At 64.7% G+C, this 17,000-nt stretch carries 16 protein-coding genes; 8 read left to right on the top strand and 8 right to left on the bottom strand.

The window, feature by feature from the left end; genetic code table 11:
- Positions 1-575: MBL fold metallo-hydrolase (locus tag AC1DJT_RS09975; RefSeq protein WP_476833982.1), on the bottom strand; the 575-nt coding region annotated here is incomplete at its 3' end.
- Between the two features lie 159 nt (positions 576-734).
- Between AC1DJT_RS09975 and AC1DJT_RS09970 the strand changes: the two genes are divergently transcribed.
- From AC1DJT_RS09970 to AC1DJT_RS09955, 4 genes are all read left to right on the top strand, one after another.
- Positions 735-1,502, top strand: coding sequence for a class I SAM-dependent methyltransferase (locus tag AC1DJT_RS09970; protein ID WP_441504504.1), 768 nt, complete (start codon positions 735-737; stop codon positions 1,500-1,502).
- 98 nt (positions 1,503-1,600) lie between these two features.
- Positions 1,601-2,554, top strand: a complete 954-nt coding sequence (locus AC1DJT_RS09965) for an acetyl-CoA carboxylase carboxyltransferase subunit alpha (RefSeq protein WP_441504299.1) — start codon at positions 1,601-1,603, stop codon at positions 2,552-2,554.
- A gap of 168 nt (positions 2,555-2,722) precedes the next feature.
- Positions 2,723-4,150, top strand: coding sequence for a L,D-transpeptidase family protein (locus AC1DJT_RS09960; protein ID WP_476833981.1), 1,428 nt, complete (start codon positions 2,723-2,725; stop codon positions 4,148-4,150).
- A gap of 226 nt (positions 4,151-4,376) precedes the next feature.
- Positions 4,377-5,300 (top strand): TorF family putative porin, encoded by a 924-nt coding sequence (locus AC1DJT_RS09955; protein WP_441487859.1) that lies wholly within the window; start codon positions 4,377-4,379, stop codon positions 5,298-5,300.
- An 87-nt stretch (positions 5,301-5,387) separates the two neighbouring features.
- On the opposite strand, the gene secA is transcribed toward AC1DJT_RS09955, so the two are convergent.
- A complete protein-coding gene (gene secA, locus AC1DJT_RS09950; RefSeq protein ID WP_476833980.1) occupies positions 5,388-8,165 on the bottom strand; it encodes a preprotein translocase subunit SecA in 2,778 nt (925 codons plus the stop codon).
- A 350-nt stretch (positions 8,166-8,515) separates the two neighbouring features.
- On the opposite strand from secA, the gene AC1DJT_RS09945 reads away from it, so the two are divergent.
- From AC1DJT_RS09945 to mutT, 4 genes are all read left to right on the top strand, one after another.
- Complete coding sequence (locus AC1DJT_RS09945; protein WP_476833979.1) at positions 8,516-9,376, top strand: peptidylprolyl isomerase; 861 nt, start codon at positions 8,516-8,518, stop codon at positions 9,374-9,376.
- Between the two features lie 170 nt (positions 9,377-9,546).
- Entirely contained in the window at positions 9,547-10,797 is a 1,251-nt protein-coding gene (gene argJ, locus AC1DJT_RS09940) for a bifunctional glutamate N-acetyltransferase/amino-acid acetyltransferase ArgJ (protein WP_441504302.1), read from the top strand.
- On the top strand, positions 10,778-11,704 hold the full coding sequence (locus AC1DJT_RS09935) for a DMT family transporter (RefSeq protein WP_441504303.1): 927 nt from the start codon (positions 10,778-10,780) through the stop codon (positions 11,702-11,704). The genes argJ and AC1DJT_RS09935 overlap by 20 nt, the downstream gene beginning before the upstream one ends.
- A gap of 172 nt (positions 11,705-11,876) precedes the next feature.
- Positions 11,877-12,281: an 8-oxo-dGTP diphosphatase MutT gene (gene mutT, locus AC1DJT_RS09930; protein ID WP_069879059.1), complete on the top strand. Its 405-nt coding sequence runs from the start codon at positions 11,877-11,879 to the stop codon at positions 12,279-12,281.
- A 19-nt stretch (positions 12,282-12,300) separates the two neighbouring features.
- Here the strand turns inward: mutT and AC1DJT_RS09925 are convergent, their stop codons facing one another.
- The 6 genes from AC1DJT_RS09925 to AC1DJT_RS09900 form a co-directional block, all read right to left on the bottom strand.
- Entirely contained in the window at positions 12,301-12,729 is a 429-nt protein-coding gene (locus AC1DJT_RS09925) for a GNAT family acetyltransferase (protein WP_441487864.1), read from the bottom strand.
- Between the two features lie 84 nt (positions 12,730-12,813).
- A complete protein-coding gene (locus AC1DJT_RS09920) occupies positions 12,814-13,098 on the bottom strand; it encodes a hypothetical protein (protein WP_441504304.1) in 285 nt (94 codons plus the stop codon).
- A 3-nt stretch (positions 13,099-13,101) separates the two neighbouring features.
- A complete protein-coding gene (locus tag AC1DJT_RS09915) occupies positions 13,102-14,109 on the bottom strand; it encodes a WD40 repeat domain-containing protein (RefSeq protein ID WP_441504305.1) in 1,008 nt (335 codons plus the stop codon).
- A gap of 14 nt (positions 14,110-14,123) precedes the next feature.
- Positions 14,124-15,086: a CobW family GTP-binding protein gene (locus AC1DJT_RS09910; RefSeq protein WP_069879062.1), complete on the bottom strand. Its 963-nt coding sequence runs from the start codon at positions 15,084-15,086 to the stop codon at positions 14,124-14,126.
- 42 nt (positions 15,087-15,128) lie between these two features.
- Positions 15,129-16,070: a metal ABC transporter substrate-binding protein gene (locus tag AC1DJT_RS09905; protein ID WP_441504306.1), complete on the bottom strand. Its 942-nt coding sequence runs from the start codon at positions 16,068-16,070 to the stop codon at positions 15,129-15,131.
- A 37-nt stretch (positions 16,071-16,107) separates the two neighbouring features.
- Positions 16,108-16,983 carry a metal ABC transporter permease gene (locus tag AC1DJT_RS09900; protein ID WP_441487868.1) on the bottom strand — a complete coding sequence of 292 codons (876 nt, stop codon included), beginning with the start codon at positions 16,981-16,983 and terminating at the stop codon, positions 16,108-16,110.
- Between the last annotated feature and the right edge of the window lie 17 nt (positions 16,984-17,000).

Below are 17,000 nucleotides of genomic sequence, written 5' to 3'. Positions count from 1 at the left end.
GTCTTCAGCACGGCATTGGCGGGATCCACGGACACCGCGAAACGGGCGTTGGCGAGGGTGTAGTCGTGCCCCGTGATCAGCTGGGTGTCGTCGGGCAGGGTCATGATCCGCGACAGCGACGTCCACATGGCGGGCAACTGCCCGGGCTGAACGCGTCCGCAACCCATGACGAAGACGACATCGCCTACGAGCGCGAGCCGGGTCTGCTCGCCGACAAAGGTCAGATGCCCATCGGCGTGGCCGGGCGTGTGCCAGACGTCGAAGACGAAGCCTCCGAGTGGAACCCGATCGCCTTCGCCGACGACGGTGTCGACGGGGGCAGCGTCCCGGGCGTCCGCGGGGCCGTAGACTGTCGCGCCCGTGGCTTGCTTGAGCGCGGCGACGCCCTGGACATGGTCGAAATGGGAATGGGTGATGAAGATGTCGGAGATGGCCCAGCCCTTCTCCTCGGCTGCGGCCAGCACCTCCTTTGCGTCGGGGACGTCGACCGCCGCGCAGGCGTGGGTCGCGGGATCGCGAATCAAGGCGCCGGCATTGTCGCTCAGCGTGCGGAAGATATGGATGTCGAGGGACATGGAAGGCTCCTGGCGCGGGAAGCGAAGGATAACCGCCGGGAGGCGATCAGCGCATCATGAATTGGGGCATGACCGGCACGCGATCAAGCATGGCCGTGTGCTGCCCGAGCAGAACCCGGTGCCCTTGCGTCGGCGCCACCGCCGGTCCATTTCATGTTCATGGCTCTCGACGTCGTCGACCTTCGCGCCTTCTATGCCAGTCCCCTCGGCCATGTCGCCCGGCGCTTCATCGGCCGGGCGATGCTGCGTTTCTGGCCGGATTGCGGACGCCAGCGCCTGCTCGGCCTGGGTTTCTGCACCCCCTACCTGACGGTGCTTGGCGCCAATGCCGAGCGCGTGCTCGCCTTCATGCCGGCGGCGCAAGGCGTGGTGAACTGGCCGTCGGAAGGTCTCTCGGCCTCGGCCTTGGTCGAGCCGACGCTGCTGCCCTTGCCGACAGCCTCGGTCGACAGGGTCGTGCTGGTTCATGCTCTTGAGGAGACAGAGAGCCCCGACGACCTGCTCGACGAGGTGGCGCGCGTGCTCAGTCCCGGTGGCCGCATGCTCGTCGTCGCGCCCAATCGCCGTGGGCTCTGGGCCCGGATGGACGGAACGCCCTTCGGTCACGGCCGCCCGTTCAGCCGCTCACAGCTCGAATCGCTGATGCGCGGCGCGACTTTCGCTCCGGAGAACTGGGCCGAGGCGCTCTATGTACCCCCGCTCAAACGCAAGCTGTTCATGCGCTCCGCCCCAGCCTGGGAGCGGGTTGGCTCGGGGCTGTCGCTGCCCTTCGCTGGCGTCCATGTCATCGATGCGACCAAGCAGTTCTATCGCCGGGCGCCGCTGCGTGCGACGCGGCGCAGTTTTGCCTTTCGTCCCGTCCTGCTGCCCCAGCCCACCCCGACGCCACGATTGGGCGAAACGCGGGACAAGCGCCCGGCGGGTTGACAATCACAGCGTGGCACGGCCAAGGTCCGCCGCTTTTCGGGCCCCGGTCTTCCGTCTCCCCCTGCGGATCGACGGCCCCGCCCCAGAACTGGATCACAATGCGTAGCTATCTTGATTTCGAGAAACCGGTCGCCGAGCTTGAGGCGAAGGCGGATGAATTGCGTGCCCTGGATGCAAAGGGGGACGGCTATTCTCTGTCCGAGGAAATCGGAAAGCTCGATGCCAAGGCAAACCAGGCGCTCAAGGACCTCTATGGCGCCCTGACGCCCTGGCAGAAGACGCTGGTCGCCCGGCATCCGCAGCGACCGCATTTCATCGATTACTGTGCAGCGCTGATCACCGAATTCACGCCGCTTGCGGGCGACCGCGCCTTCGGCGAGGACGAGGCGATCGTCGGCGGTTTCGGGCGCTTCCGCGGTCAGCCGGTCTGCGTGATGGGGCAGGAGAAGGGCAACAGCACCGAGACCCGCATCCGGCACAATTTCGGCATGCCGAAGCCTGAGGGCTATCGCAAGGCTGTCCGTCTGGCCGAGCTTGCCGATCGTTTCGGCCTGCCGGTTCTGAGCTTCGTCGACACCGCCGGTGCCTATCCGGGGATCGAGGCCGAGGAGCGCGGGCAGGCGGAAGCGATTGCGCGCTCGACCGAGGCATGGCTCGGTCTGCGCAGCCCGAGCGTCGCGCTGGTGATCGGCGAGGGCGGATCAGGTGGTGCCATCGCAATCGCTGCCGCGAGCCGCGTGATGATGATGGAACATGCGATCTATTCGGTGATCTCGCCGGAGGGCGCGGCCTCGATTCTCTGGCGCGATACGGCGCGCGCCCAGGACGCCGCGACCGGCATGAAGATCACGGCGCAGGATCTGCTGAAATTCGGCATCATCGACCGGATCGTCAGCGAGCCCACCGGAGGGGCGCATCGCGATCCCGAGATGGCGATTTCGCGCGCTGGCGATGCGATCGCAGCTGCCCTGTCCGATCTCGCGGGCCTCTCGGCCGAGCAGGTCGTCGCCCAGCGCGAGGAGAAATTCCTCGCGATCGGCCGCAGCCTTTGAGCTTCGCAATCCCGCTGTTTACGCTTCCTTTACCGTATGGCCAGATCTGACCCCCTTGTGGTAAGGAACGGTCAAGCCTAACGCTTCACAACCATGATGAGCGGCACGATTTTGCCGTCTTGAGCATAGAAGGTCGGCGACGACCGCTTGATCAATGGGATCGACGACGTGGCAGCAAGACACATCGCCCTCGTGGCGCTCGTTGCTTTGACCCTGGGCGCCTGCGAAGAGGAGCGGTATCGCGGCTCTGCGCGCCATAACATCCCGATCCCATCGGCGACCTATGCGCTGATGTCCGAGAAGGGCATGAGCAAGGATCAGCCGATCCTGATCCGCTCCTACAAGAAGGAGTCGGAGCTCGAGGTCTGGAAGCGCAAGGGCGATGGCCGCTACGAGTTGCTGAAGACCTTCCCGATGTGCCGCTGGTCCGGCCAGCTCGGTCCGAAGGTCCGCGAAGGCGATCGCATGGCGCCGGAGGGCTTCTATGCCATCTCCCCGGGGCAGATGAACCCGAATTCGTCCTATTATGTCTCGTTCAACATGGGCTATCCCAATGCCTATGACCGGTCCCATGGGCGCACCGGCGCGCATTTGATGGTTCATGGCGCCTGCTCCTCGGCGGGCTGCTATTCGATGACCGACGATCAGATCGGCGAGATCTATGCGCTGGTGCGCGAAGCACAGGGCGCCGGCCAGAAGGCCGTGCAGATGCAGGCCTTCCCCTTCCGGATGACGCCGGAAAACCTCGCCAAGCACCGGCTCGACCCCAATATCGCCTTCTGGAAGAACCTGAAGGAAGGCTCGGACTATTTCGAGGTCGCCAAGGACGAGCCGAGCGTCGGTGTCAGTGGCGGCCGCTACGTCTTCAACGGCGGCAATTTGGGCGGGGCCGTGGCGCAGAAGCGCCAGCAGGACGAGGTCCAGGTTGCGGCGCTGGTGGCGAAGGGCACGCCGGCGGTGAAGCTGATCTATGATGACGGAGACCAGCACAGTTCCTTCAAGCAGACGCTCGTCACGGGTGGGTCCGATTCGCTGAACAGGTCGGCATCCTGGGCTTCGCGGGACGTCGGCATCAGCCGCCCGGACGCGCTGACCGTTGGCCCGCGCGTCGTCGTGCTGGACGACAAGGGACGGACCAAGGCGACGGTGCGTGCGGTTTCGGCCGATAATGAGGCTGTCCTCGCGGCAGTTGCCGCCGCGCCGGCCGAAGTGGCGACGCCGGCTGCTGCTCCCGCTGTGGTGGTCAAGCCCGCCGCTGCGCCGGCCGCGGCTGTTGCCGCGACCCAGGTGGCCAAGGTCCTGCCGGGTGCTGCCCAGCAGGTGCCAGTCGTTGCCAGCGCGGTGCCGGCGGCCCCTGCCGTGGGCACCGTCGCTGATAACCGCCCCTTCTATCAGCGTGCGCTGAGCTTCGTGCCCTTGATCGGAGGMTCGGCGCAGCCTGTGGAGGCGCCTGTGGCCGCGCCAGTCGCTTCCGTCGTTCCGGCGAAGCCGACCAATGTGCGCACGCCGCTGCCGCCGCGTCGGGCAGACACGCTGCGCACGACGCAACTCGACCAGTMGAACGCTGCCTATTCGAGCCAGTCCGCGACCCGTTGAGTCTCCTTTGTCGCGCATTCGATGCGTGACAAAAATATCACCAGATCCTGACTTCCTCGCAGAAGCTCATTTTGACAGCGCAGATGCCGCCCGACAGGCGGCTTCTGCGATTTTCCTGTGCAGGATGCCAAAAAGCTCGTCTTGCTGAGAATCCGGTTCCATCGGCCTGATTGGGGCAGAAACGCGGCAATTCGCGCGCGGTTTCTGTCTTTTGACRGAGCTACTGATGGTTCTCGATCTGATACGTCTTCCGGCGACTGGCGCGGCGCTGTCGCTCGCCATGTTTGCTGGTGCGGCCCAGGCATCCGACCTGCCAAGCAAGAAGGGTCCGCCGCCGGCACCGGTTCCGCCGAGCATCACCTGGATCGATGCTGCGGTCAGCATCAAGGGCGTGACCGACTACGTTTTCCGCGGCATCTCGCAGACGGACCGCAAGCCCGGCGCCCAAGGCTCGGTGGAGCTGCAGTTCTATGACAACCTGTTCTATCTCGGCGTCTTCGGTGCCAATGTCGATCTCGCGACCAGCCCGCCCGCCGAGATCGACTTCTATGGCGGTATCCGTCCGAAATTCGGCCCGGTCACCTTCGACCTGGGCGTGATCCAATATTATTATCCGAATGAGAAGCGCTTCATCGACGGGCTCGGCGTGATCTGGACGCCGCGCAATACCGATTTCACCGAGCTTGCCGGCAAGGTCTCCTATAACTGGGAGGACAAGGCCACGCTCGGCGCCAATGTCTTCTATGCCTGGGACTGGCTCGGCACGGGCGCAACGGGCACCTACGCTTCGCTGACGGCCAAGTACAATCTGCCCTTCCTCGAGGGTCTCTCGGTCTCTGGAGAGTTCGGCCGCTACTGGCTCGGCACCACCAGCACCAACATCGCGTTCCCGACGCCGATCCGGCTGCCCGACTACAATTACTGGAATGCCGGCCTGTCCTACACCTACAAGAACCTGACCGCCGATCTGCGCTATCACGACACCAACCTGTCCAAGGCCAACTGCTTCCTGCTGACCTCCGATCCGCGCGGGATCACCCGAGGCAACGCGGGAGGCGGCTATAGCTCGAACTGGTGCAACCCGACCGTAGTCGGGACGCTCTCCTTCGACATCACGGCCAGCAGCGTCGGGGTCTTCGCGCCGAAGTGACGCCRCGCGATCATGCAGGACAAACGAAGAGGGCCGCTCGTGAGAGCGGCCCTTTTTCATATTCCGAAGCTTGAGGCCACCGGGGTGTCAGGCGAACTGCCCGTGGCAGTGCTTGAACTTCTTGCCGGAGCCGCACGGGCAGGGCTCGTTGCGGCCGACCTTGCCCCAGCTCGATGGATCGGTCGGGTCACGGTCCACAACCGCGACCTCGCCCTCTTCGACTGCGGCATATTGCAGGCCGCTGCCGCCGTAATCGCCGAAGGCGGGAGCAGGCAGGGTATCCTGGGGTGGCAGGATGCCATCCTCCGGCTGATCGAAGCGGACCTCGATGCGCATCAGGTTGCCGGTGACCTGCTCGCGCAGATGGCCGATCAACCCGTCGAAGAGCTCGAAGGCTTCCTGCTTGTACTCGTTCAGCGGGTCGCGCTGGGCATAGCCGCGCCAGCCGACAACYTGTCGGAGATGGTCGAGCGTGACGAGATGCTCGCGCCAGAGATGGTCGAGCGTCTGCAGCAGCACCTGCTTCTCGACATAGGTCATGACCTCTTCGGTGTTGCGGGCGATGCGCTCGGCATAGGCCAGGTCGGCCTGGGTGCGGATGCGTTCGCGGAGTTCCGCGTCGGCGATGCCTTCCTCCTTGGCCCAGTCCTCGATCGGCAAATCGAGATTGAGGAAGTTATGGACGTCTTCGCGCAGGCCAGCAGCATCCCACTGCTCTGCATAGGCCTCTTCGGGGATGCGGCGGGTTACGACGTCCTCGACGACGCCGTGGCGCATGTCGTCGATGGTCTCGCGCACGCTCGCCTGGCGCATGAAATCGCGGCGCTGCTCGAAGACGACCTTGCGTTGGTCGTTCATGACGTCGTCGTATTTCAGGATGTTCTTGCGGATGTCGAAGTTGCGCGCCTCGACCTTGCCCTGCGCCTTCTCGACGGCCTTGTTGATCCAGGGATGGACGATGGCCTCGTCMTCCTTGAGGCCGAGCTTCTGCAGCATTCCGTCCATGCGGTCGGAGCCGAAGATCCGCATCAGATCGTCCTGCAGCGACAGGAAGAATTTCGAGCGGCCCGGGTCACCCTGGCGGCCGGCACGGCCACGGAGCTGGTTGTCGATGCGCCGGCTTTCATGGCGCTCGGTGCCGACGATGTAGAGTCCGCCGGCCTTGAGCACGCGCTGCTTGAAGTCGGCGACCTCGGCGCGGATCGCCTTGGCCTTCTCGTCACGCTCGGGCCCTTCGGGCATGTCGCGCAGATCGTGCTGGATCCGCATCTCGGCATTGCCGCCGAGCTGGATGTCAGTGCCACGGCCGGCCATGTTGGTGGCGATGGTGATCGCCCCTGGGGCGCCGGCCTGGGCGACGATATAGGCTTCCTGCTCGTGGAAGCGGGCGTTCAGCACGGCGAAATACTTGGATGGCTTGCCCTGGCGGGCGGCCTCATAGATCGGCTCCAAAGCGTTCGGAGCGCTGAAATCGATCTGCTTGAAGCCTTCCTTGCTCAGCATTTCGGCGACGAGCTCGGAGCGCTCGATCGACGTGGTGCCGACCAGCATGGGCTGGCCATTGTCCTGCGAGGCCTTGATTTCGCGGATAACGCCACGGACCTTTTCCTCGAAGGTGCGATAGACCTCGTCATCCTCATCGAGGCGCGCGACGGGGACGTTGGTCGGGATCTCGAGCACTTCCAGCTTGTAGATCTGGAAGAACTCGTCAGCTTCCGTCGAGGCCGTACCGGTCATGCCGGCGAGCTTCGAATAGAGCCGGAAATAGTTCTGGAAGGTGATGGAGGCGAGCGTCGCGTTCTCGGGCTGGACCGTGACGTGCTCCTTGGCCTCCAGGGCCTGGTGCAGGCCCTCGGAGTAGCGCCGGCCGGGCATCATGCGGYCGGTGAACTCATCGATGATCACGACTTCGTCGTTGCGGACGATATAATCCTTGTCGCGGGTGAACAGCGAGTGGGCGCGCAGGGCCTGGTTGACGTGATGGACCAATGTGACGTTGGCCGCGTCGTAGAGATCGCCTTCCTTGAGCAGATCGGCCTGGCGCAGCAGCTCCTCGATATGCTCGTTGCCGGCCTCGGTCAGGGAGACGGCGCGCTGCTTCTCATCGACTTCGAAATCGGTCTTGACCAGCGAGGGGATGAGCTTGTCGATCATGACATAAAGATCGGACTTGTCGTCGAGCGGGCCGGAAATGATCAGCGGCGTGCGGGCTTCGTCGACCAGGATCGAATCGACCTCGTCGACGATCGCGAAATGGTGGCCGCGCTGCGACATCTGCGCGACGTCGTATTTCATGTTGTCGCGCAGATAGTCGAAGCCGARYTCGTTGTTGGTGSCRTAGGTGAYGTCGCWGGCATAGGCGCGCTKGCGCTCGTCGTCATCGATGCCGTGGACGATGATGCCGGTGGTCAGGCCGAGGAAGTTGTAGAGCTTGCCCATCCATTCGGCGTCGCGGCGGGCTAGGTAGTCGTTGACCGTGACGACATGGACGCCCTTGCCTTCAAGCGCGTTGAGATAGGTCGGCAGCGTCGCGACCAGCGTCTTGCCTTCGCCGGTCTTCATTTCCGAGATCGCACCCTCGTGCAGCACGATACCGCCGATGAGCTGGACATCGTAGGGCCGCTGGCCGAGCACGCGCTTGGCAGCCTCGCGCACGGTTGCGAAGGCCGGCACGAGCAGATCGTCGAGCTTGGCGCCGTTCGCTAATTGCTGGCGGAATTCCTGAGTACGGGCCTGCAGCGCCTCATCGCTGAGGGCGGCGACTTCCTGTTCGAGGGCATTGATCGCGGCGACGCGAGGGGCATAGCCCTTGACGCGCCGGTCATTCGACGAGCCGAAGAGTTTCTTTGCGAGCGCGCCAAGCATGTCTGGCCTTCTTTCGGTGCCTGGCTCGCGGCGGCGCATGGTCATCATCCTGCGCCGACGGAAGCCGGATTATCTCAATTCGACCGCGTGTTTAGACGCGTGCGGGTGCGGGGTCCAGCGTCGCTTTTGCCGGAGCCGGCGCGCTGATCGTGAGGCATCGCTCGCCGGGATGTGGGGTTTTGCACCGCAGGTGCCAAGGGGATCGGTGGCGGGGATGTAAAAAGCGCCTGCGGATTACCGAAAAGCAACCTTCAGGCAACCTCTAAGTGGCTCAATCGCCTTGCCTTCGCCGTGTTCAACTGGCAGTGGAGCGCCAGCATTATTCTGGACATCAGCGAAAGGCCGTCCCGATGAAATTGTCCCGTTTCGCCATGCTGCCGCTTGGGCTTGCATTGGCCGGCGCACCGATGCTTGCCCTGCCGGCCTTCGCTCAGGCGGACAAGGTCGTGGCCAAGGTCGACGGAATCGCGATCACCGAGCGCGACATGACGCTTGCCAGCGAAGATCTGGGCGAACGCCTCGCGCAGCTCCCCGAAGACCGCAAGCGCGACGAGGTGATCAACTACCTCGTCGACCTCAAGCTTGGGGCCAAGGCTGCCGTAGCAGCCAAGATCGCGGAAGGGCCGGATTTCGCGKCSCGCCTCGCCTATTAYCGCGAGAAGGTGCTGCTCGACGAGTATCTGACGCGCGAGGCCAAGAAGGCTGCGACGCCKGAAGCGGCGAAGAAGCTCTTCGAAGATACCGTCAAGGCCATGGCGCCCGAGGAAGAGGTGCATGCGCGCCACATCCTGGTCGAGGATGAAGCCAAGGCCAAGGACGCTGCGGCACGGGTGAAGAAGGGCGAGGATTTCGCCAAGGTCGCAGCCGAGCTCTCCAAGGATCCTGGTTCGGGCAAGGAAGGCGGCKATCTCGGCTGGTTCACGAAGGAGCRCATGGTTCCGCAGTTCTCGGAGGCTGCCTTCAAGCTCGAGAAGGGACAGATCTCGGAGCCGGTGCAGAGCCAGTTTGGCTGGCATGTCATCAAGGTCGAGGACAAGCGCTCCAAGCCGCTGCCCAAGTTCGAGGATGTCAAGCCGCAGATCGACCAGTATCTCGAGCGCAAGGCCCAGCAGGACATCGTGCTGGCGATGCGCGAGAAGGCCAAGGTCGAGCGGCTGGACAAGCCAGCCGAGAAGCCCGCGGACAAGCCGGCCGAGCCGAAGAAGCCCTGAACGGCTGATCGTTGCTCCGTTCCCGGGCCTGGCCCGGGAATTTCAGGGAGAATTACGACATGATGCCCGGGGCAAACCCGGGCATCATGCGTTTGGGCTCTGCATTTCCAACTCTTGTCTTCCGTCCGCTGCTGCGGCAAATCGGACGCCTCGTTTCAGGAGATGCTTCGATGGCTGGCAAGGATGTTCCCATTTCCCCGCTCGCGCCGAAACGCCAGCCCAAGGTCCCGGCTGTGCCGGGCGTGCGCTTTGCCACCGCCGAAGCGGGCATTCGCTACAAGGGGCGAACGGATGTGGTCTTCATGCTGCTCGACGAGGGTACGCAGGCCGCCGGTGTCTTCACCCGCTCGAAATGCCCCTCCGCGCCGGTCGACTGGTGCCGTGAGAACCTGGCGCAAGGCAAGGCGCGGGCGATCGTCGTCAATTCCGGCAACGCCAATGCCTTTACCGGCCTCAAGGGCCGCGATTCCGTCAAGCTGACCGCCGAGATCGCCGCCAAGGCGGCCGGCTGCAAGCCGCAGGAGGTTTTCATCGCCTCCACAGGCGTGATCGGCGAGCCGCTGGATGCGACGAAGTTCGAGGGCGTCCTGAAGGACTGCGCCTCCCGCGCGGCGGACGGCCCGTGGATCGATGCGGCCAAGGCGATCATGACCACCGACACCTTCCCCAAGGCGCTCTCGCGTAAGGCGAAGATCGACGGGCATGAGGTGGTCATCGCCGGCATTGCCAAGGGCGCCGGCATGATCGCGCCCGACATGGCGACGATGCTCTCCTTCGTCTTCACCGACGCGCCGATTGCCGCGCCGGTGTTGCAGGCGCTGCTCTCCAAGGGCGTCAAGGGTTCGTTCAATGCCGTTACGGTCGACAGCGACACCTCGACCTCCGACACGCTGATGCTGTTCGCCACGGGGAAGGCGGCGGCGCGCGGCGTGCCGGAGATCACCGAGGTCAATGATGCACGCCTCTCCGGCTTCAAGCGTGCGCTCAATGCATTGCTTCTCGAGCTGTCCCATCTCGTCTGCAAGGACGGCGAAGGTGCGCGGAAATTCGTCGAGGTGCGGGTCACCGGTGCCACCTCCGCGCGCTCTGCCAAGCGCGTTGCGCTCTCGATCGCGAATTCGCCGCTGGTCAAGACGGCGATCGCCGGCGAGGACGCCAATTGGGGCCGCGTCGTCATGGCCGTCGGCAAGGCCGGCGAGCCGGCCGATCGCGACAGGCTCGACATCTCCTTCGGCGACATCACGGTCGCGAAGCAGGGCGCCCGTGCGCCGTCCTATGACGAGACCGCCGTCTCCGACTACATGAAGGGCGACGACATCGTCATCACGGCCGATCTCGGGCTGGGCCGGGGCAAGTCCACCGTCTGGACCTGCGATCTCACCAAGGCCTATGTCGAGATCAATGGCGATTATCGCTCCTGAGGCGACCGCTCCGGCTGAACCCAGCCGGAGCTTCATCGTCGGCAATCTGTTCCTCTGCTCGTTCTTCTGGGGCTGCAGCTTCCTGCTCATCAAGCTGATGAGCGGCGAGGTGCCGCCGCTGGCCGTCGCGGCGGGGCGCGGTCTGCTCGGGGCGACAGCGCTGGCCCTTTGGGTGAGCTTTCTCGGGCAGAGCCCATTGCCCCGGCGGCATGAACTCCGGCACTGGCTCGTGCTCGGCACCACCAATGGCTGGGTGCCGAATGTGCTCGTCGCCTATGCGCTGACGCAGCTCGCCAGCGGGCCTGCCGCGATGATCCAGGCCGCCGGTCCGCTGGTGACCGCGATCTTCGCGCATTTTCTCTTTGCGGAGGAGCGGCTTTCCGGCCGCCGTGTCCTTGGCGTCCTGCTCGGGATGGTCGGCGTCGCGATCCTGATCGGCCCACGCCTGGTCGCAGGCGGCGCGACTGCCTATGGCGTCGCCGCCATGGTCGGTGTGATGCTGGCCTATGCTGCCGGGAATCTCTATGTCCGTGCCGTGCCTGCCCCGGCCGGAAATCCCGCGCGCCTCGCGCTCGGCCAGCAGGTCGTCTCCGGGATTGTCGCGCTTGGGCTGACACTCGTCTTCATCGGGCCCGCCGGACTGCTTCCGATCCAGAATCACCTGCCTGTCATGCTAGCGCTCGGAGTCGCCTCGACGGCGGTCCCGATGGCGATCTTCATGAAGCTGATCCGTGCGGCGGGGCCGACGCGGGCGGCGATGACCGGCTATCTCGTTCCCACCGTCGCGACCGTCATGGGTGTGCTCATCCTTGGTGAAACACTGGAGCTGCGGCAGCTCGTCGGGGGCTGCATCATCCTCGTCGGGGTGTTTCTGGTCTCGACGGCACGACGGGTGAGGGAGGCCTGAGCCGCACCCGGGGGCGGCGCTTGCCTTGCTCCTCGGGGCCGAGCGTCCTCGCGAAGGAGATCCGGCCGCGAGGCGGATGCGCTCACCGGAACAGACGGTTCGGCCTATGACGCGGCCACCGTTGACGGTAAGGAGCGTGAGCCATCACCTCCTCTCCGGGACCTGAGCCTTCGTGAAACTGCTTCTCGTTGTTGCCTGTGCACTGATCGATACCGACAACCGCGTTCTCGTCACGCAGCGTCCGGAGGGCAAGTCGCTTGCCGGACTGTGGGAATTCCCCGGCGGCAAGCTCGAAGCGGGGGAGCGGCCGGAGCCGGCGCTGATCCGCGAGCTGTCTGAGGAACTCGGCATCAGCGTGAAAGAGGACTGCCTGGCGCCCCTGACCTTCGCGAGCTACGCCTATCCGGAATTCCACCTGCTGATGCCGCTCTATATCTGCCGGCGTTGGGAAGGTGCGGTCGTCTCGGCAGAAGGTCAGGCGCTGAAATGGGTGCGGCCCGGCAAGCTGCGGGATCTCGCCATGCCGCCGGCCGACGAGCCGCTGATCCCGCACCTGATCGATCTCTTGGGGGCGTGACGGGCTGTTCGAGGCCGCTTCAGGCCCGGGAGAGGACCTTCTGGAAACAGGTCGACTGCGTGTCGGTATAGCCGAGGTGCTCGTAGAACTGCTTGACCCTGGCGTTGTCGCCGCGGACGAGCAGGTTCAGCTTCCACACCCCACGTTCGGCGAGCCAGTGCTCGGCCGCGTCCATGATGCGGCGGCCAAGGCCCTGGCCCTGATGCTCCGGATCAGCCGCGACGTAGTAGACCCAGCCGCGATGTCCATCCTCGCCGACCATCACCGTTGCGACGATCGTGCCGTCCAGCACTGCGACCAGGACGGTCGAGTGCGAATCACGGCGAGCAAAGGCGATATCGGTTTCAGGGTCGTTCCAGGGGCGCGCGACGCCGGCGGCGCGCCAGAGAGCGCTGACCTGTTCGACGTCATCATCGCCGATATCGCGGATCAAGAGTGAGTCCGTCACGCGCTACCCCTCGGTTCAGGCACTTGGCTCTCGTGTCTGCATCGGCTTTCCGGAAAACCGCAATCGACCTTTCGGGCCGATGCTTTAGCGATCCGCGACCAATTCCAACGTCACGATCAAGGCCTCCCGCGTCAGCTCCGCCATTGGCATCTGCGCCTTGTAGGCCCTGGTCTTCTCACCGGGGTTCATCACCAGGATCACCGTCTCGGTGCCGGGGCAGGCGGGGGCTGCACAGAGGATCTCGTTGACGGCGATCGCGGCCCGCTCCGGCAGGCCGAGGAGGTCCCGGGTCTCGGCCTTGATCCGGGTGGCCGCTTCCGAAGCGACGGCCTTGCCCGCAGGGTCCTTGCCGAAGAGGCCGAAGCGCATCGCTCAGGTCGGCAGGGTCAGGATGCCGGCCGCACCATCCTCGGCGCCGAAGGCGAGGCGCTTGCCAAGCTTGTCCCAGGCGAAGGCCGTGATACCGCTGGCCTTGAGCGGAGGGCGCACCAGCAGCTCGGAGGCATCGGTCAGCCGGACCAGCAGGATGCAGCCATCGTCATAGCCGACGGCCAGCACGAGCGCCTTGGGGTGGAAGGCGACGCGGGTGACCTTGGCATGGCGCGCGCCGCACTCGCGTGGGGCCTTGCCCGTCGGGCCTTCGCCCTGGAAGGGCCAGATGATGGCCGCATCCGCGCCGCTGGAGGCGAGCCAGAGCCCATCATGCGACCAGGACAGCGAGCGTGGCTTTGCCGGATAGCCTGTCATGCGCATATGCGTCGGCTTGTCGCCGAGGCGCCAGCCATGCAGCGCGTTCTCCTGCATCGACGAGACGACGAAGCGGCCGTCGGCGGACCAGGTCACGTCGAGATGCGATCCCTTCCATTCCAGGAATTCAGGCTTTGCTTCGGTGTTCGGATACCAGAGCGAGACGCCGTTCATCTGCGCGACGGCGAGCCTGTACCCCTTAGGTGCAAAGACGAGGCCCTGCGGCGTCGAGGCGAAGTCGAAGGTCCGGAGCTTGCCCTTGTCGTCGCGGGCATGGACGGTCTTTCCGGTGTTCCAGGCGATGGCGCCCGAGCCTGAGAATGTCACGGCATCGATCCAGCGCCGCTTGGGATCACGGTAGATCTCGACCGGCTCACCCTCGGCCGCCGTGGCGACGACACGTCCGTCATCGCCGCCGCTGATCAGGCGCTCGCCATCGGAGCAGGCGGAGAGGATACCGCCAGCATGGGCGTCAATGCTCTCGGCCTCACCGTCACGCCAGCGCAACACGCGCCCGTCGGCGAGCGCGAACACCAGCGTCTGCTTGAGCCATGAAGCCGAGACGACATGCTCGCCGGCCGTGACCGGGACGACATGCTCGCGGAGCGAAACGGGTTTTGTCTGCGTGTCCATGGCGTGGCTTTAGCTCACGCCGCGCAGGCCATAAACCCCTTGCGCAACTCGTTCTCGTCGAGATCGCGGCCGATGAAGACGAGACGCGATTCACGCTTCTCGTCTGCCTTCCAGTCACGCTGCAGATCGCCGTCGAGAATCATGTGCACGCCTTGGAAAACGAAGCGGCGCGGCTCGTTCTTGAAGGACAGGATGCCCTTGGAACGCAGGATGTTCGGACCCTGCGCCTGAGAGATGTCGTTGATCCACGGCATGAATTTGTCGGGATCGACATCGCCGGGGATCGTGAACGACATCGAGCGCACATCATCGGAATGATGATGGTGATGACCGGACTCGAGAAAGTCGGGCTCGATGTCGAGAATCCGATCGAGATCGAAGGCGTTGCGGTCGAGCAGCTTGTCGATCGCGACGTCGCAGCGGGTCGCCTTGTGCAGCTTGGCATAGGGGTTGATCGCGCGGATCGCCGCCTCGACCCCGGCCAGTTCCTCGGCCGTGACCAGATCGGTCTTGTTGAGAATGATGACGTCGGCAAAGGCGATCTGGTTCTTTGCCTCGGGAGCATCCTTCAGGCGGTCCTTCAGCCATTTGGCGTCGGTCACGGTGACGACGGCGTCGAGCTTGGTCGCATCGCCGACATCCTGGTCGACGAAGAAGGTCTGTGCGACGGGGGCCGGGTCGGCGAGGCCGGTGGTCTCGACGATGATCGCGTCGAACTTGCCCTTGCGCTTCATCAGCCCGTCGAGGATGCGGATCAGGTCGCCGCGGACGGTGCAGCAGATGCAACCGTTGTTCATCTCGAAGACTTCCTCGTCGGCGCCGACGACGAGGTCGCCATCGATGCCGGCCTCGCCGAACTCGTTGACGATCACGGCGAACTTCTTGCCGTGGTCTTCGGTGAGGATGCGGTTGAGGAGCGTGGTCTTGCCGGCTCCGAGATAGCCGGTGAGCACGGTAACGGGGATCTTTTCAGACATGGGACGACCTGATTGCTGCCGAGTGCCGCTCGTCAGCGCAGCTTACGCTGCGCCTGTGCCGAGCGCCTTTTCGATCTGCCTTATATTGTGTCGCATCATCTCGATGTAAGTCCCGGCAGGGCCGGATGCGGTCGAGAGTGCATCGGAGTAGAGCCGGCCGCCGATCTTGGCTCCGGTTTCGCGCGCGATCTGCTCGATCAACCGGGGATTGGTGATATTCTCGAGGAAGACCGCCGGAATTTTCTGCGCCTTAACCTGGCGAATGATGCGCGCCACGTCCCTGGCCGAGGCTTCAGCCTCGGTCGAAACACCCTGTGGCGCCACGAATTCAATGCCATAGGCCCTGACGAAATAACCAAAGGCATCGTGCGACGTGATGGCCTTGCGTCGGTCGACCGGGATGCGGGCTACGGCAGCCTGGATCTCGCCTTGAAGTCCATCGAGCTTGCCGAGATAGGCCGCGGCATTGGCCTCGTAAGCCACCTTGCCGGCAGGGTCGGCCGCGCTCAGCGCATCGCGGATATTCGCGACATAGAGCCTGGCGTTGACGACGCTCTGCCAGGCATGAGGGTCGTCCCCGCCCGCATGATCATGGCCGCCCGACTTGCCGTGGTCATGATCGTCGTCCTGCAGCTTCAGGGGAGAGATTGCCCGCGTCGCCGTCACGACGGTTGCGCTCGTGCCGGAGGACTTGATCAGCCGGGACAACCAGCCTTCGAATTTGAGCCCGTTGATCAGGACCAGCTTCGCCGCCGCCACGCTCTTCGCATCGGCCGGCGTCGGCGAATAGACATGCGCATCGCCATCAGGGCCGACGAGAATCGTCACCGCGACACGTTCGCCGCCGATCTCCCTGGCGAAGTCGCCAAGGATCGAGAAGCTCGCAACGACCGGCAGTTTCTCCTGGGCACGCGCGATCAGCGGCGCGGCCGAGAGGGCCAGTCCCGCGGTGAGCCCGGCGATGAGGCAACGACGATTCAACATGCGGCTCTCCAGCGAATAATGAAACACTATAACATTACTAACGTTGGAGATGGGACCGAGGCAAGAGCCGGCGTGCGAGCCCGCCCTGCGTGCCGAACAGGAGTGAGCCGAGATAGAGTGCGCCGGCGGACAGGATGACGGCTGGGCCCGCGGGAAGATTGCTGCCGGCCGAGTATGAGACAACCAGCCCGGCATAGCCGGACAGGATACCGAAACCGGAGGCGAGCAGGATCAGTCGCGTGATGTCGGCTGTCCAGAAGCGCGCTGCGGCAGCAGGCAGCATCATCAGGCCGACCGCAAGCAGGGTGCCGAGCGCATGGAAACCGGCGACCAGATTGAGCACGACGAGGCCAAGGAAGGTGAGATGCACGACACCGCCGGAGCGGCTGACCGAGCGCAGGAAGCCCGGATCGACGCATTCGAGCACGAGAGGGCGATAGGCCAAGGCCAGCGTGACCAGGGTCAGTGTCGCGACACTCGAAAGCAGCACCAGCACATCGTCATCCAGCGCCAGCACATTGCCGAACAGGACATGGAAAAGGTCGACCGCCGAGCCGCGCAGCGAGACGATGGTGACGCCGAGCGCCAGTGAGATCAGGTAGAAGGCGGCAAGCGAGGCATCCTCCTTCATCACGGTCAGCCGGGCGACCGCGCCGGCCGCCAGCGCGACGGCAAAGCCGGCGACGAGGCCGCCAATCGTCATGGCTGGCAGCGAGAACCCGGCGACGAGATAGCCGATGGCAGCGCCGGGCAGGATCGCATGTGCCATGGCGTCGCCGGTCAGGCTCATGCGTCGCAGCATCAGGAAGACGCCGATCGGCGCGCCGGAGACGGCGAGCGCGAAGACGCCGACAAGGGCCCGGCGCATGAAGTCGAATTCGGCGAAGGGGCCGATGAAAATATCGTGGAGCATCGGCGTGCCAGGTTTGC

Source organism: Allobosea sp. 05T422_2 (assembly GCF_056396265.1).
The sequence above is the reverse complement of the archived record's forward strand: the minus strand, read 5'-3'. Positions and strand labels throughout refer to the sequence as shown.

Bases quoted from the DNA above. Each gene is read 5' to 3' on its own strand.
- AC1DJT_RS09915 (WP_441504305.1), bottom strand. From the start codon at position 14,109: ATGGACACGCAGACAAAACCCGTTTCGCTCCGCGAGCATGTCGTCCCG.
- AC1DJT_RS09920 (WP_441504304.1), bottom strand. From the start codon at position 13,098: ATGCGCTTCGGCCTCTTCGGCAAGGACCCTGCGGGCAAGGCCGTCGCT.
- AC1DJT_RS09905 (WP_441504306.1), bottom strand. From the start codon at position 16,070: ATGTTGAATCGTCGTTGCCTCATCGCCGGGCTCACCGCGGGACTGGCC.
- AC1DJT_RS09965 (WP_441504299.1), top strand. From the start codon at position 1,601: ATGCGTAGCTATCTTGATTTCGAGAAACCGGTCGCCGAGCTTGAGGCG.
- AC1DJT_RS09910 (WP_069879062.1), bottom strand. From the start codon at position 15,086: ATGTCTGAAAAGATCCCCGTTACCGTGCTCACCGGCTATCTCGGAGCC.
- AC1DJT_RS09955 (WP_441487859.1), top strand. From the start codon at position 4,377: ATGGTTCTCGATCTGATACGTCTTCCGGCGACTGGCGCGGCGCTGTCG.
- AC1DJT_RS09935 (WP_441504303.1), top strand. From the start codon at position 10,778: ATGGCGATTATCGCTCCTGAGGCGACCGCTCCGGCTGAACCCAGCCGG.
- AC1DJT_RS09900 (WP_441487868.1), bottom strand. From the start codon at position 16,983: ATGCTCCACGATATTTTCATCGGCCCCTTCGCCGAATTCGACTTCATG.
- AC1DJT_RS09970 (WP_441504504.1), top strand. From the start codon at position 735: ATGGCTCTCGACGTCGTCGACCTTCGCGCCTTCTATGCCAGTCCCCTC.
- argJ (WP_441504302.1), top strand. From the start codon at position 9,547: ATGGCTGGCAAGGATGTTCCCATTTCCCCGCTCGCGCCGAAACGCCAG.